15 protein-coding genes, 1 tRNA gene and 1 other RNA gene are annotated in these 15,178 nt (G+C 66.8%); 5 read left to right on the top strand and 12 right to left on the bottom strand.

From position 1 onward, the window contains the following. Nucleotides 1-27: 27 nt before the first annotated feature. The 8 genes from FB459_RS03480 to FB459_RS03445 all read right to left on the bottom strand — a co-directional run bounded on the left by FB459_RS03480 (nt 28) and on the right by FB459_RS03445 (nt 7,561). A complete protein-coding gene (locus tag FB459_RS03480; protein ID WP_211345121.1) occupies nt 28-687 on the bottom strand; it encodes a DUF2461 domain-containing protein in 660 nt (219 codons plus the stop codon). 76 nt (nt 688-763) lie between these two features. Beyond that, entirely contained in the window at nt 764-1,633 is an 870-nt protein-coding gene (locus FB459_RS03475) for an amino acid ABC transporter permease (protein WP_141927484.1), read from the bottom strand. After that, nucleotides 1,630-2,310 carry an amino acid ABC transporter permease gene (locus FB459_RS03470; protein WP_141927483.1) on the bottom strand — a complete coding sequence of 227 codons (681 nt, stop codon included), beginning with the start codon at nt 2,308-2,310 and terminating at the stop codon, nt 1,630-1,632. The genes FB459_RS03475 and FB459_RS03470 overlap by 4 nt, the downstream gene beginning before the upstream one ends. A 70-nt stretch (nt 2,311-2,380) precedes the next feature. Then, on the bottom strand, nt 2,381-3,202 hold the full coding sequence (locus tag FB459_RS03465) for a glutamate ABC transporter substrate-binding protein (protein ID WP_129624221.1): 822 nt from the start codon (nt 3,200-3,202) through the stop codon (nt 2,381-2,383). Between the two features lie 55 nt (nt 3,203-3,257). Then, on the bottom strand, nt 3,258-4,064 hold the full coding sequence (locus FB459_RS03460; protein ID WP_141927482.1) for an amino acid ABC transporter ATP-binding protein: 807 nt from the start codon (nt 4,062-4,064) through the stop codon (nt 3,258-3,260). A 99-nt stretch (nt 4,065-4,163) separates the two neighbouring features. Next, complete coding sequence (locus tag FB459_RS03455; RefSeq protein WP_129624223.1) at nt 4,164-5,222, bottom strand: aspartate-semialdehyde dehydrogenase; 1,059 nt, start codon at nt 5,220-5,222, stop codon at nt 4,164-4,166. A 6-nt stretch (nt 5,223-5,228) separates the two neighbouring features. After that, nucleotides 5,229-6,281: an aspartate-semialdehyde dehydrogenase gene (locus tag FB459_RS03450; RefSeq protein ID WP_141927481.1), complete on the bottom strand. Its 1,053-nt coding sequence runs from the start codon at nt 6,279-6,281 to the stop codon at nt 5,229-5,231. Then, complete coding sequence (locus FB459_RS03445) at nt 6,278-7,561, bottom strand: aspartate kinase (RefSeq protein ID WP_141927480.1); 1,284 nt, start codon at nt 7,559-7,561, stop codon at nt 6,278-6,280. The genes FB459_RS03450 and FB459_RS03445 overlap by 4 nt, the downstream gene beginning before the upstream one ends. A gap of 364 nt (nt 7,562-7,925) precedes the next feature. Here FB459_RS03445 and FB459_RS17115 point away from each other — a divergent pair, with 364 nt between their 5' ends. From FB459_RS17115 to FB459_RS03430, 3 genes are read left to right on the top strand one after another with little or no spacing between them, the layout of a single operon-like run. After that, nucleotides 7,926-8,648, top strand: a complete 723-nt coding sequence (locus FB459_RS17115; protein WP_170221669.1) for a phosphatase PAP2 family protein — start codon at nt 7,926-7,928, stop codon at nt 8,646-8,648. Nucleotides 8,649-8,700: 52 nt separating this feature from the next. Continuing rightward, the gene (gene recR, locus FB459_RS03435) at nt 8,701-9,303 is read left to right on the top strand and encodes a recombination mediator RecR (protein ID WP_129624227.1); all 603 of its coding nucleotides are present in this window, start codon (nt 8,701-8,703) and stop codon (nt 9,301-9,303) included. Continuing rightward, on the top strand, nt 9,296-9,856 hold the full coding sequence (locus FB459_RS03430; RefSeq protein ID WP_129624228.1) for a DUF5063 domain-containing protein: 561 nt from the start codon (nt 9,296-9,298) through the stop codon (nt 9,854-9,856). The genes recR and FB459_RS03430 overlap by 8 nt, the downstream gene beginning before the upstream one ends. A 4-nt stretch (nt 9,857-9,860) precedes the next feature. On the opposite strand, the gene FB459_RS03425 is transcribed toward FB459_RS03430, so the two are convergent. Together FB459_RS03425 and FB459_RS03420 are read right to left on the bottom strand one after the other, a co-directional pair. Further along, nucleotides 9,861-10,532, bottom strand: coding sequence for a lysophospholipid acyltransferase family protein (locus FB459_RS03425; RefSeq protein ID WP_129624229.1), 672 nt, complete (start codon nt 10,530-10,532; stop codon nt 9,861-9,863). 2 nt (nt 10,533-10,534) lie between these two features. Continuing rightward, nucleotides 10,535-12,895 (bottom strand): DNA polymerase III subunit gamma and tau, encoded by a 2,361-nt coding sequence (locus FB459_RS03420; RefSeq protein WP_141927478.1) that lies wholly within the window; start codon nt 12,893-12,895, stop codon nt 10,535-10,537. A gap of 277 nt (nt 12,896-13,172) precedes the next feature. Here FB459_RS03420 and ffs point away from each other — a divergent pair. Next, nucleotides 13,173-13,269, top strand: an RNA gene (gene ffs, locus FB459_RS03415) — signal recognition particle sRNA small type. An 81-nt stretch (nt 13,270-13,350) separates the two neighbouring features. On the opposite strand, the gene FB459_RS03410 is transcribed toward ffs, so the two are convergent. Beyond that, nucleotides 13,351-13,437: transfer RNA gene (locus tag FB459_RS03410), tRNA-Ser, on the bottom strand. A 29-nt stretch (nt 13,438-13,466) separates the two neighbouring features. Then, nucleotides 13,467-14,099 (bottom strand): MerR family transcriptional regulator, encoded by a 633-nt coding sequence (locus FB459_RS03405; protein WP_281279524.1) that lies wholly within the window; start codon nt 14,097-14,099, stop codon nt 13,467-13,469. Between the two features lie 280 nt (nt 14,100-14,379). On the opposite strand from FB459_RS03405, the gene FB459_RS03400 reads away from it, so the two are divergent. Further along, a complete protein-coding gene (locus FB459_RS03400) occupies nt 14,380-15,174 on the top strand; it encodes a LytR C-terminal domain-containing protein (protein ID WP_170221668.1) in 795 nt (264 codons plus the stop codon). Nucleotides 15,175-15,178 lie beyond the last annotated feature (4 nt).

Genomic DNA, 15,178 nt, shown 5'->3' with positions numbered 1-15,178 from the left:
TGCGCCTTCCTCCGTCAGGCCCAAGGCTCAACGAAGACCCGTCCCATCGTCGCTGAGATGAGTGGCGAGCCAGTCGACAAGGGGTCGGCCGGTGCGCCAGTCGTCCCGGATCCGCGTCAACACCTCCGGGGTGTGCACGAACGGCTCGAAGCCGTACTGCTTCGACAGCGACATCGTCCTGTGTCGCAGCAGTTCGATGCGCGGGTTGTCTGCGCTGTAACCGCGCGGCGCGGTCTTGACGGTGTCACCGCCGAGCGCCCAGCCCTGCGCCGTCAGATCACCGATCATGCGCTCGAGGGTCGCGCCGCTCGGGCTGTCGATCACCTTGCGCAACAGGGCGAGTCGGTCCGGCGGGGCGTTGTAGAACCCGAGGCCGACCATGACACCGGCGGCGGACAACTGCACGTACCACCCGGTGGCCTCGGCAGCGGACACGTACATCCCCTGATGCGTCTTGTACGGGGTCTTGTCCTTGCTGAACCGGATGTCGCGGTTCGGGCGGAAGATCTTCGCCGACCCGAACTCGTCCTCCAGGTCCGCTGCGAGAGCCTCGAACGGCGCGCGCACCGACTCCTCGTAGGTCGAGCGGTGCGCGTCCCAGAACGCCTTGCTGTTGTCCTGCTCGAGGTCGTCGTAGAAGTCGAGCGCTGCCACCGGGAAACCGTCGAAACTCACATCCGAAATCACCGTTCGATCGTAGACATGAGGAAAGTCCGCAGCCCCGCCCAAAGGGACGAGGCTGCGGACTTTCTGCAGAACGGGACTACGCGGCTGCGTCGGCAGCGACCGCCGGTCCGCCGGTGACCTGCTGCTTCCTCGATCCGCGACCGCGGTTCTTCAACCGGCGCTCGACGAACTCGGCCAGCTTGGACAGCGAGTAGTTGATCAGGATGTAGATCACACCGAGCACGAACATCATCTGCACGATATTCGCGTTGTTGGATCCGATGCCCTGGCCGGTGCGCAGCAGTTCGCTGTAGAGCACGTTGTAACCGAGCGCGGTGTCCTTCAGCACGACGACCAACTGGCTGATCAAAGCCGGCAACATCGCGGTGATCGCCTGCGGCAGCTGAACCATCCGCAGGGTCTGGCTGGGTCGCAGACCGATCGACAGACCGGCCTCCCGTTGCCCGTTGGGCAACTGGTTGACACCGGAGCGGATGACCTCGGCGACCACCGAGGAGTTGTAGAGCACCAGACCGGTGACGGTAGCGTACAACGGGGCCAGTTCGTCGTCCACGGCACCACTGGTGGACAGGTAGCCGTAGCTGAACAGCATCATCAACAGCACCGGGACTGCGCGGAAGATCTCCACGAACACCGAGCAGATCCAGCGCAGCGGCGCGATCTCCGACATCCGGCCGAGGGCGAAGAGCACACCCAGGACACCGGCGATCACGATCGCGATCGCGGCCGCCTTGAGCGTGCCGACCAGGCCCTCGAGCAGGGACTGCCAGACGGTGCCGGTGGTCAGCGGCTTCCACAGCGCCGGCGCGAACTGGCCCTTGTCGTCCAGCCGCTTGTAGACCAGGAACATTCCGACCAAGAACAACAGCACACCGACGACGGTGAGCATCATGTGCCGGCGGCGAGCCTTCGGGCCGGGTGCATCGAACAGAACCGAGGCGCTCATCGCTTCACCGCCAGCTTCTTACCGAGGTGCCCGATGAGGACGCCGGTGGGGAGGGTCAGCAGGACGAACAGTCCGGCCGTGGCCAGGAACGCCTGGTTCAGCAGGCCGGGGTCGTTCTCGGTGACCGCGGCCAGCAGGGCTGCCATCTCTGCCACACCGATGACGACCGCGATCGTCGTGTTCTTGGTGAGCGCGATCAGGGTGTTGCCCAGCGGCACCACCGCGCCGCGGAACGCCTGCGGCAGCACGACCTCCTTCAGCGACTGACCGAAGGTGAGCCCGATGGAGCGGGCGGCCTCGGCCTGCCCGAGCGGGATCGTGTTGACGCCACTGCGCAGCGACTCACAGACATACGCGGCGTGGTAGATCACCAGACCGAGCACGGCCAACCGGAAGTTGTTGATGTCGAGGTATGCGGGGTCCTTGCTGTCGGCGAGGCTGATGCTCAGCTGCGCCCACAGGACCAGGTTCATCGACAGGATGATCAACGTCAGCGGCAGGTTGCGGAAGACGTTGACGTAGGAGGTGCCCAGGAAGCGCAACATCGGCACCGGCGACATGCGCAGCACCGCGATGATCGTGCCCAGGACGAGGCTGCCGATCGCTGCCAGGACCGTCAGCTTGATGGTCATCCAGAAAGCCGACAGCAGGTGGTACTCGTTGATGAGTTGTGACATCACTGCCTTTCGAAGTCACGAAAGGGAAACCGCGTCGGTGCCGGCATGACCGACACCGACGCGGCACCGATCACGCGCAGGTCTCGAGGGACTTCGGCGGGTTCTCGGTGGTGTTGTACTTGTAGTCGGCGCCCAGGTTCTCCTTCAGCGCCTTCTCCCACGACCCGTCCTTGATCATTTCCTGGATCGCGGAGTTGACCTTGGTGCAGGTGTCCTTGTCGCCCTTCTTCAGGCCGACGCCGTACTTCTCGGTGGAGAAGGTGCCACCGACGAGCTTGAAGGCACCCTTGTACGCCGCCTGGTTGGAGTACCCGGCGAGGATCGCGTCGTCCGTGGTCATCGCGTCGACAGCGCCCGACTTCAGCGCGGTGGCGCAGGCGGAGTAGGTGTCGTACTTCTGCGGCACCAGAGCCGGCTGCTTCTTCTTCAGGTTGTCGACCGAGGTCGAACCGGTGACCGAGCAGACCCGCTTGCCCTTGAGCGCGTCGACGCTGTTGATGTCACTGTCGGACTTCACCAACACGGACTGGCCGGCGACGAAGTACGGGCCGCCGAAGGAGACCTGCGCCTTGCGCTTGTCGGTGATCGAGTAGGTCGCGAAGATCATCTTGACGGTGCCGGCCGCCAGCATCTTCTCGCGCTGCTTCGAGGGCGACTCGACGAACTGGATCTGGTCTTCCTTGAAGCCCATCTTGCCGGCGACGTACTTGGCGACGGCGACGTCGAAGCCGGAGTTCTTGGTGCCCTCCTTGAAGCCCAGACCAGGCTGGTCGAACTTCACACCGATCTTGATCTTCTCCCCCGAGCCGGACGAGTCGTCTCCGCCGCAGGCGGCGAGGGTCAGGGATGCTGCGGCCATCATGGCGACCGCGGAAGCGGAACGGAACTTCATGATTCTCCTCCTGCTGACGGGATGGTTGTCATCCCGGGACTGTGGGTGAGCGTGCTCAGTGAGCCAGGATCTTGGACAGGAAGTCCTTGGCGCGGTCGGTCTTGGGGTTGTTGAAGAACTCCTCGGGCGTCTCCTGCTCGAGGATCTGGCCGTCGGCCATGAAGACGACGCGGTCGGCGGCACGGCGCGCGAAGCCCATCTCGTGGGTCACGACGATCATCGTCATGCCCTCCTTGGCGAGTTGCCCCATGACGTCGAGCACCTCGTTGATCATCTCGGGGTCGAGTGCCGAGGTCGGCTCGTCGAAGAGCATCACCTTGGGCTCCATCGCGAGCGACCGCGCGATCGCCACGCGCTGCTGCTGTCCACCGGACAACTGCGCCGGATACTTGTTCGCCTGGTGGTCGACACCCACGCGCTTCAGCAGTTCCATCGCGCGCGACTCGGCCTCCTTGGCCTTCATCTTGCGCACCTTGATCGGCCCGAGCGTGACGTTCTGCAGGATCGTCTTGTGCGAGAACAGGTTGAACGACTGGAAGACCATGCCGACGTCCGCACGAAGCCTGGCCAGGCCCGCGCCTTCTTCCGGCAGCGGAATGCCGTCGATCGTGATCGACCCGCTCTCGTAGGTCTCCAGGCGGTTGATCGTGCGACACAGCGTCGACTTACCCGACCCGGAAGGGCCAAGGACGACGACGACCTCACCCTGGTGAACGGTCAGGTCGATGTCCCGCAACACGTGCAGATCACCGAAGTGCTTGTTCACGTTCTCCAGGACGACCAACGGCCGACCGGCCTGCCCGTCACGCCCCGCTTTGCTCAGATCCGCGGGCTGCCCCTCGGCGGCATTCTGCTGCGTCATGGCGGACACCCTAAGTCACATGAACACAGCAATGTAATGACATGCGGGCATTTGGGACGTTACGCAGCGCAATCGTGACCAAATCCGGACGTTCGCCGTTCAGCTCGCAACGAGCTCCGCGAGTTGGATCATGTTGAGCGCAGACCCCTTGCGCAGGTTGTCGACGCAGACGAAGAGTTCGAGGGCGCGCGGGAAGTCACCGGGCTGCCTGACCCGTCCGACGAACACCGGGTCCGTGCCGACGACGTCGACGGGCGTCGGCCACTCCTGCCGCAACGGATCGTCCAGGACGACAACGGAGTTGGATCTTTCGGTCAGGGCGCGGACGGCGTCGGCCCGCGTGAGTCGTCGCTCGAAGCTCAGATGCAGCGAGGCCGAGTGGGCGGTCGTGACCGGCACCTGGACGCAGGTGGTCGCCATCCGCAGATCGGGTTCACCCAGGATGGCGCGCACCTCTTCGCGGGCACGCAGCTCGGTACTCGACCAACGTCCGTCGCCCGGGCCACCGACCCACGGAATCACGTTGAACGCCACCGGCGCCGGGAACGGTGAGCGCCCGTCGATGTCGGACACGAAGCGACGCACATCGCCCGGAGTCTGACCGACGCCTCGGTTCCCGGCAAGCTCGGCGGTCTCGTCGTACAGGCGATGGACGCCGCGGACACCGGCGTCGGACACGGCCTGGTACGTGGCGGCGACGACCTCGCGCAGATGCCAGACCTCGTGCAAAGTCGCGAGCGTGTTGGCCATCAGCAAGGTCGTGCCACCGGGACTGGCGATGATCCGCCCGCCCTCGCCGCGGGCTGCATCCGGATTGATCTCCGGCACCACCAACGGCACGGTCGGGTTGACCGTGTGGGCCCCGGAGTTGTCGATGACGACGGTGCCGGCTCGCGCGATGATCGGCGCCCAGGTGCGGGCGACATCGATCGGCACGCTGAGGATGCAAACGTCGACGTCGTCGAAGTTCGCCTCCGCCAACTCCTGGACAGGCAGTTCCTGGCCGAGCGCCTGCATCGTCGCTCCCTGGGAGTGTCCGGACGCGAGCAGCCGCACCTCACCCCAGACGTCGGGACGGGTGGGCAGCATCGAGACCAGGGTCTGTCCGACCACCCCCGTCGCACCCACGACGGCGAGAACAGGTCGGCGACCGTTCATCAGGCCTCACGTCCCCGAAGCGATGACCTCGGCGATCTGCACGGTGTTGAGCGCGGCACCCTTGCGCAGGTTGTCGTTGGAGATGAACAGCACCAGACCCTTGCCGTCGGGGACGGACTGGTCCTGCCGAATCCGTCCGACGTACGACGGGTCGGCGCCGGCAGCATCGAGCGGAGTCGGGACGTCGGCGAGCTCGACGCCGGGGGCGTCGGCCAGCAGCGAACGGGCCTCGTCCGGCGTGATCGGCTTGTCGAACTCGGCGTGGATCGCCAGCGAGTGACCCGAGAAGACAGGGACGCGGACGCAGGTGCCGGCGACCAGCAGGTCGGGCAGACCGAGAATCTTGCGACTCTCGTTGCGCAGCTTCTGTTCCTCATCCGTCTCCCCCGATCCGTCCTCGACGACGTTACCCGCGAGGGCGACGACGTTGAAAGCGATCGGAGCCACGTACTTCTTGGCCGGGCCGAGTTCGACCGACGAACCCTCGTGGGCCAGTTGCTCGAGGTTGCCGGACTCCACGCCCTGGCGCACCTGGCCGGCAAGCTCCTCGACACCGGCGAGACCCGAGCCGGAAACAGCCTGGTAGGTGGCAACCGTCAACCGACGCAGGTCTGCCTGGTCGGACAGCGGCTTGAGCACCGGCATCGCAGCCATGGTGGTGCAGTTCGGGTTGGCGATGATGCCCTTGGCGGGCGAGAGCGCCTCGTTCGGGTTCACCTCGGTGACGACGAGCGGCACCTCGGGGTCCATGCGCCAGGCCGACGAGTTGTCGATCACGGTCACACCGGCGGCGGCGAACTTCGGCGCCAGTGCCTTGGAGGTCGCGCCTCCGGCGGAGAAGATGGCGATGTCGAGACCCGACGGGTCGGCTGTCTCGGCGTCCTCCACCTCGATCGAACGGCCTTGCCACTCAATGGTCTTGCCTGCCGAACGCGCGGACGCGAACAGGCGCAGGTCACCCACGGGGAAGTCGCGGTCGGCCAGGATCTGCAGCACGACGCCGCCGACCTGTCCGGTGGCACCGACGATGCCGACGTTCAACTTCTTCGCCTCGTTCATCGGCCCGTACCTCCGTAAACGACCGCTTCACCGTCGGCCGAATCGAGTCCGAACGCGGTGTGAACGGCCCGGACGGCGTCGTCCAACTGGTCGTCCTTGGTCACGACCGAGACGCGGATCTCGGAGGTGCTGATCATCTCGATGTTGATGCCGTTGTCGGCGAGTGCCTGGAACAGGGTGGCGCTGACACCCGGGTGCGAACGCATGCCGGATCCGACGAGCGACAGCTTGCCGACCTGGTCGTCGTACTGGAGCTGGTCGTAACCGATGGAGTCCTTGGCGGCCTGCAGCACCTCGACGGCCTTCTGACCGTCGCCCTTGGGGCAGGTGAAAGAGACATCGGTCAGACCTGTGTCGAGCGCCGAGACGTTCTGCACGATCATGTCGATGTTGATCTGTGCGGCTGCGATCGTCTGGAAGATCTTGGCGGCCACACCCGGGGAGTCCTTGACCCCGACGACGGTGACCTTGGCTTCGCTGCGGTCGTGCGCGACGCCGGCGATGATCGGGTCTTCCACGCCTTCTTCTCCTTGGTTGTTGCGCGAGTCGTTGTCGACGACCCAGGTGCCTTCACGGTGACTGAACGAGGAGCGCACGTGGATCGGCATGTTGAACCGGCGTGCGTACTCCACGCAGCGCAGCATCAGGATCTTGGCGCCCGAGGCGGCCATCTCCTGCATCTCCTCGTTGCTGATGCGGTCGATCTTGCGCGCCGTCGGGACGATGCGCGGGTCGGCGGTGAAGATGCCGTCGACGTCGGTGTAGATCTCGCAGACATCCGCACCCAGCGCGGCCGCGAGCGCGACGGCGGTGGTGTCGGAGGCGCCACGACCGAGGGTGGTGATCTCCTTGGTCGTCTGGCTGACGCCCTGGAAGCCGGCGACGATCACGATGTGCCCGCCGTCCAGCGCCTCGCGGATGCGTCCGGGCGTGATGTCGATGATGCGTGCCCTGCCGTGCACGTCGTCGGTGATGACGCCGGCCTGGGAGCCGGTGAACGACCGGGCGGAGTCGCCGAGATTGGCGATGGCCATCGACAGCAGGGCGGCCGAGATGCGCTCACCGGCGGTCAGCAGCATGTCGAGTTCGCGCTCCGGCGGTGCCGGGGACACCGCAGCGGCGAGGTCGTGCAGTTCGTCGGTGGTGTCACCCATCGCGGACACCACGACACACACCTGGTTGCCGGCCTTGCGGGTGTCGACGATCCGTCGTGCGACGCGCTTGATGCTGTCGGCGTCCGCCACCGACGAGCCGCCGTACTTCTGGACCACCAAACTCACGGCGGATCTCCTTGGGTTGCTGTGCGTGTGCGTTTGCTCGCGAGCTCGAAGGAGCCCGGACAATCGTAACGACGGCTTGTGGCGTCCCCCTGCACAGACCGCGATTCGGACTCGTCGTCCACGCCTTGCCCTCACCCGATCGCGGATCGAAGAACAACCCGCCGTGCCGGTCCGGCGTCGTCGTAGGCAACCGCCGGCGGGCAAACAATTGGCAAACAAGGATCGAGAAGGAGACACTTACGTGGTGTCAAGCAGCGTGAACAGCGTTGGGGGAACTGTCACGACAGTCGCGACCAGGGGGGTCAGGCGGCGTCGGGCGCTCCTCCCTGTCACGCTCCGCACCCACCGCTCCCCGAGATGGTGGGTGGAGATCTCGATCATCGTCGTCCTGAACGTCGTCTACGAACGGCTGCGTAACCTGGTGCCCGCCCGTCAGGACGAGGCGTACAACCGCGGCCACCAGGTGCTCGATCTGACCCAACAGCTGACCGGTGACCTCGAGCTCTCGGTCAACCGGTTCGTCGCCGGGCAATCGATACTCGCGCACGGCTTCAACGCCTACTACACCTACTTGCATCTGCCGGTGACCGCGCTGACGCTCATCTGGATCTTCCGCGTCCACAAGCGCTACTACCGGGCGGCGCGCACCGTCCTGGTCGGCACCACGGTCCTCGGCCTGGTCGGTTTCTACCTGTTGCCGATGGCTCCCCCGCGGTTGCTGCCGGGGGCCGGATTCACCGACACGCTGGTGACCTACGGCGCCTGGGGTTCCTGGTCGGACCCGACGGTCGCCAGTTCCACCAACCAGTTCGCCGCGATGCCGAGCCTGCATTGCGCGTGGGCACTCTGGGTGGGCCTGTCTGTCTTCTCGATCGCGCGGCGACCGTGGCTACGCGTCCTCGGCATCGTGTATCCGATGATGACCTTCGTGGTCGTGGTCGGCACGGCCAACCACTTCATCCTCGATGGCGTCGCCGGTGCGGCCGTGCTGGCAGCGGCCTTCGCAGTCCAACGACTGCTGTTCGGGCAGGGCGCCTTCCACCCCGCACCCACCCGCGACGAACTGCGCCCGCAGACCGCGAACTGATCCTCGCGCGCGGCAACCGGCGGTGTCGGCCTGACGACGTACGCTCAGGGTTGTGTACGAAGGTGTGGTCCAAGACCTGATCGACGAGCTCGGCCGGCTTCCCGGCATCGGGCCCAAGTCCGCGCAGCGCATCGCGTTCCATCTGCTCCAGGCCGACAGCGCCGACGTGAACCGTTTGGTCGAGGTGCTGCAGACGGTCAAGGCGCGAGTTCGCTTCTGCGACACGTGTTTCAACGTGGCCGAGTCCGATCGATGCCGCATCTGCGCCGACGAAAAACGCGACCGTACCCAGTTGTGCGTGGTCGAGGAACCCAAGGACGTCATGGCCATGGAGCGGGCGCGTGAGTTCAAGGGCGTCTACCACGTGCTCGGCGGTGCGATCGATCCCATGTCGGGCATCGGCCCGGACGACCTGCGCATCACCGAACTTTTCCGCCGCTTGGGTGAAGAACCCATCGAGGAAGTGTTGATCGCGACCAACCCCAACCACATCGGCGAAGCGACCGCCACCTACCTGGTGCGCTCGATGCGTCCGATGGGCGTCCGGATTTCGCGTCTCGCCTCAGGCCTGCCGGTCGGCGGCGACCTGGAGTACGCCGACGAAGTCACCCTCGGCCGGGCCATCGAAGGACGAAAGGTGCTGACGAATGTCTGAGATCTCCGACCTGGGCGGCCTGGCCGCCGAGACCGCCCGCGACGCCGAGACCTTCACCACCGCCGTACGCGAGATCGCCGCCGGCGGCGCCCCCGAGACAGCGATCCCGCTGTTGCTGCTCCTGCTGTCCCAGTTGCAGATGAGCGGCGCCCGACTCGGCGCGGTGCAGGACGTCGTGCCCGCAGAACGCTTCGAATCCGATCCCGGCGCTGAGGCCGACCTCGACCCATTGCGCCAGAACCTCGCCAACCTCTTCGAGGGCATCGACGACTACACCGACCTGGTCGACCCGGTCACCTCCGTCGAACCCGCGCGCGGCGCCGTCTCCGACGACCTCACCGACATCGTCCAGGCACTCGAGCACGGACTCGTCCACTACCGCGCCGGTCGCACCGTCGAGGCGCTGTGGTGGTGGCAGTTCAGCTACCTGTCGGAGTGGGGCGTACGCGCCGCGTCGTGCTTGCGGGTGCTGCTGACGATCCTGCGCCACCTGCGCCTCGACGTCGACGACGACGCTGCCGCCGAGGCCGAGTTCGACGCCCTGCACCCCTGATCGATCAGGTCGTGGGAGCCGAGCGCTCGTTGTAGACGCCGGCGCGCTCCTGACCGCTGAGCGCGGCGATCGCGTCCATGATCTCGTCGGTCGCCAGGCGCCGGGCCTTGCCCTGGGCGACGCCGTCCAAGCGTCCGGAGAAGTCGATCGGCTCCCCGAACTTCACGGTGAACTTCTCGCGCCGCACCTTGTTGGTGCCGATCGGTTGGACGTGCTGTGTGCCGATCAGGCCGACCGGGACGACCGGCACCTTCGCGGTGAGCGCCAGATGCGCGACGCCGACGTGTCCGCGGTAGAGCCGCCCGTCGCGCGAGCGGGTGCCCTCGGGATAGATGCCGAACACTTCCCCACGACGAAGGACGTCGAGCGCGATGTCGAGCGACTGCGCAGCGGCCTTCGAGTCGTCACGCTCGACCGGCACCATGCCCATCGAGGTGAACCACGCTCGGCTGGCCGCACCCTTCACGCCGGTGCCGGTGAAGTACTCGGCCTTGGCGAGGAACACCACCTTCCGGGGCGCCACCAGCGGGATCGCGAAGCTGTCGATGAACGACAGGTGATTGGACGCGAGCAACACCCCACCGGTGCGCGGCACGTTGTCGGCGCCCTCGACGTCGGGCCGGAACCAGGCCCGGGCCAACGGCGACACCAACAGCTGCGTCGTGAGGTAGAGCATCGCTACTCCCTGATGTCTTCGATGACCGTCGCACCGAGCACGGACGTCATCACCGGCAGGCCGACCTCGTCGCCGTCGGTGACGTCTTCGTCGTCCATCGACTCGACCGGCCCGTCGTCGTCACGACCTCTGCTGGACTCGGGAGCGGCGGTGGACGAGGGCTGCTGCGGCGAGGCGCTCGGCGCAGCTTCTGCGGTTGCCCAGGCGGGCGCGTCGGACGACACCGAGGACCAGTCACCCGACTGGTCGTCGCGCTGATAACGAGACAGGGCTGCCTGTTGGTCGAGGGCCGCACGATCTGCGCTGGGCGGAGCGGGGTGCTCGGACGCGCGATCGTCGGAGGTGGTCACACGCGACGGTGTGACCGCAGCGTCGTCGGGTTCTCCACCGGCCTGACGGACCCGCTGTTGCCAGCGGGAACGGATTTCCGCCTGCTTGGCCGCTTCGTCCTCACCTGCGTCGACCACGTGGGCATCAGCGCTGGGGCCCCAACCGGAACTGCGCTGGTGCTGCTCCTGCGCCACCGACACCTGCCCGCCGGGCCCGGTGACCTGAGCCGTCACCCGAACGTCGAGCCCGAGTGCGTCGTGCACGGCCTTGCGAACGATCTCCGGGTTGGGGTCGGAGCCGATGCGCTCGACCAGTCCGGGGCTGCTGCTGCCCAGGGTCAACACCGAACCGTCGAACGCTGCGACGTGCGCATGCTGGCTGATCAGCGTCCAGGTGACCCTGCGAATGGCGGAGATTCGCTGCAGGATCGCCGGCCATTCGCGACGGATCTCTTCGACCCCGAGTGCACCGGGGTGAGCTGCCGGTGCCTGCGACGGTGCCTGCGACGGTGCCTGCGAGGGTGCCTGCTCGGGCTCCGGCGCGGACTGCCGCTCGGCCGGACGCGCGTCGCGGGACGGTGTCTGTTCGGTCGGCGTCTGCGGACCCGTCGATGATCGCCGAGGCGGCACGGATTCGTCCGGGAAGTCGTCCTCGGGCGGCGGTTCCTGCTCGAACGCGGGCTCCGGACCTCGCTCGACCGGACGCTGCTGCACACGGCGCTCCGACGCCTCGGCGACCGGAATCTCGCGGGCCGGCCGCTGCTGGGAGGAGGCCGGGTCACGCTGCGGCACGGGGCTTTCCGACTGATCGACGGTCGGGTTCGGCACCGGAGCGGCAGCCGGTCGGGAAACAGGAGCTGTCGCGGACCCGGCGGAGATGTCGATGCGCCGCTCCAGCCGGTCGAGGCGGGCGCCGTACCCGTCCTCTCCCGCGGCGCGGGGCAGCAGCACCCGCGCACACATGAGTTCCAACTGCAGGCGGGGACTGGTCGCACCGGTCATCTCGGTGAGACCGGCGTTGATGATGTCGGCGGCGTACGACAGCCGTCCGGGCCCGAACGCACCGGCCTGACTACGCATCCGCTCGATCTGATCACCGGGCAGACCGCGCAGCACCGCCTCGGCTCCGTCGGGCACCGCAGCAACGATGATCAGGTCGCGCAATCGCTCCAGGAGGTCCTCGACGAAACGCCTCGGATCGTGACCCGACTCGACGACGCGGTCGACCTGCTGGAACACCGCAGCACCGTCACCGGCCGCCAAGGCGTCGACCGTCGCGTCCAGCAACGCACCATCGGTGAAACCCAGCAACGCGGCAGCACCGGCGTAGGTGAGCCCGTCATCGGTCGAACCGGCGATCAACTGGTCGAGCACCGAGAGCGAGTCACGGACCGACCCACCACCGGCACGCGTGACGAACGAGAGGACTCCCGGCTCCACGGCCACGCCCTCGGTCGCGCAGAGGCCCTCCATGTACTCGGCCAGCCGCGCCGGCGGAACCAGACGGAACGGGTAGTGGTGGGTGCGCGAACGGATCGTGCCGATGACCTTCTCCGGCTCGGTGGTCGCGAAGATGAACTTCACGTGCTCCGGCGGTTCCTCGACGATCTTCAGCAACGCGTTGAAGCCTTGCGGCGTCACCATGTGCGCCTCGTCGATGATGTAGATCTTGAACCGGCTCTGCGCCGGGCCGTAGGACGCACGCTCGCGCAGGTCGCGAGCGTCGTCGACACCTCCGTGGCTGGCCGCGTCGATCTCGATGACGTCGACCGTGCCGGCTCCCTTGCGCGACAACGCAACACACGACTCGCAGGTGCCGCACGGCGTGGGCGTCGGCCCCTGCTCGCAGTTGAGGCAGCGGGCCAGGATGCGCGCGCTGGTCGTCTTGCCGCAGCCGCGCGGACCGCTGAACAGGTAGGCGTGGTTGACCCGCCCCGTGCGCAGGGCCTGCATCAGCGGCTCGGTGACGTGCTCCTGCCCGATCACATCGGCGAACGTCTCCGGGCGGTAACGACGGTAGAGGGCTGTGCTCACCCAGTCACTCTATGCCGCAGGACCGACAGCCCACACCGGTCGACCCAAGCTGGGGACGAACGCCAGGAAGGGGAAATGAAGGGACCCGTCGGGCACCTGAAAGAGCAGTTTGTCCTCTGGAGGCTCCTTCGGCGTTCGACCCGTCGCTCGTACCTCGCTGACGGCTCGAGCCGCCCCGCCTCCGTGTGCCGCCTCCGTGTGCCTGGCCGTCGACTCACCCGGGTGCCGCCACGGCACCGCGATTGGGCCTGGGCGCGCGCCTGTTCTAAACTGCTCAGCAGACCCCTCGTGTGGTGATACCTCACTGAACTCCCCCAGGGCAGGAATGCAGCAAGGGCAGGTGAGCTCTTTCAGGTGCGCGAGGGGTCCTTTCATGCCCGTGGGGGCCCTGAACATGAACAAGCCCCCGGCACCGAAGTGCCGGGGGCTCGTTCGTGATCACTGCGATCACCACGCGGAGGATGCGGGATTTGAACCCGCGAGGGGTTTCATCCCCAACACGATTTCCAATCGTGCGCACTAGGCCACTATGCGAATCCTCCAGGCCGGTCGAGGATACCGGGCCGGACGCTCAGTCCGAAATCGGCTCCGCCTGGGGCGTCTCGGCGCCGGCACGCCGGGCGACATCGGATTGCGCGAGTCGGCGCAGCGTGATCAGCAACTTGTCGGAGACTGCGGTGCCGAGCACGGTGTTACGGACGGCGAGGGTCGCGTCGTCCGGGACGAGCGAGATGTCGACCTCGGCGATGTGGTGCGCCATCCGAGCAAGGCCCACCATGTGCGCCATCGTCATACCCACATCGGCCTCGTCGGCCACTTCCAGCTGGCGCTCGAGCAGATCGACCATCCGGTCACCGTCGCTGTACTCCCACCCGAGTTTGTCCAACAGCTGCCGGGCGAGTGGGTGCTCGCGCCGCGGGACGATCACCGGTGGGGCAAGTGACTTCTGGGCGGTCGCGAGCAGGCTGAGCCGGTCGACCTGCGGGTCGTTCATCGCGTCGACGACCATCTTCGTGGCCGCGATCGAGAGTCCCCCGACCTCGGTGAGCGCCCGGACGAGCCTGACCCGCTCCACATGGGAGTCGTCGTAGAAGGACTGGGTCTTGGCCTGCGCTTCGCCGGGATGCAGCACCCCCTCGCGCAGGTAGAACTTCAAGGTGGCGATGGGCATCCCCGTCACCTCGGACAGTTCCGAGATACGCACTGCAAACCTCCTCGGGAAGCACCCGCGCTGCGGGTTCACCCTCACTATCGCTCTGGACGACCATTCGTTCGGGCTTGCCTCCCCCGGAAGCCGGGACGACCGTAGCAAAGTCTTCGCCCACCACCGCCCGCGGCTCTCGGGGAGTTCCTGCCAGATCTATTTGAAGCCGCGACTCATGAGCCCGACTCGACCGAGCCGCCCGGACGTGTCCCGGGCACGGGTACGAGCCGGACGTGAAACAATCACGCTGGCTATGACTGTGATCGTGAAGGGGACGACAATGCACGACCGACGGTTGGCATGCGTCGGCTTCGTCGTCGGCATCGCCGTCCTCGTCACCGGGTGCAGCGACGACCCCGCACCCCAGAAACCCCGTGCGACCGCTGCGTGCCCGAAGACACTGCCGAAACCGTCGTTCACGGTGCCGCTCTCCCAGATCTACCTCAACATCTACAACGCCAGCGCCACCTCCGGCCTGGCTTCGAAGGCCGCAGGTGAACTGACCTGGCGTGGCGCTCACGTGCTGAAGACCGGCAACGACCCCAACCCCGACGGCCGACCCGAACCGCGTACCGCGGAGATCCGCCACGGCAGGAACGGCCGCCAGGTCGCGCTGAATCTCGCTTCCCAGGTACAGAACGCCGTCCTGTACCAGGACGACCGGAGCAACCCGACGGTCGACCTTGTCCTGGGCGACTCGTTCAAGTTCGTGCCGGTGCCGCCGCCGCCCGCGCAGAAGGTGACCGTGCGGGTGTACAACACGACGTTCAAGGGCGGACTGTCCGGCACTGTCGCTGCCGGGTTGCGCGAGCGTGGCTTCCAGGTCGCAGCCAACGGCAATGACCCCAACGGCGGCTACTTCCCCGACGACACCGCGATCATTCGGCACGGCGAATTCGGCGAGCCGGCCGCGCGCCGCGTGCAACTGTCCATCAAGGGCGCACGCCTGGTGAAGGACGGTCGCAAGGACGAGACCGTCGACGTCATGCTGGGCAGCAAGTTCGAGGAGTTGGTGCCCGCCGCCGAGGCGACTCCGGCTCCGGCGAAACCGAGTTCCAGACCGCCGGGCTGCTGATCAG

Origin of the sequence: Yimella lutea, from assembly GCF_006715095.1 — a bacterium.
GTDB lineage: Bacteria > Actinomycetota > Actinomycetes > Actinomycetales > Dermatophilaceae > Yimella > Yimella lutea.
This window is presented reverse-complemented; position numbering and strand designations above follow the sequence as displayed.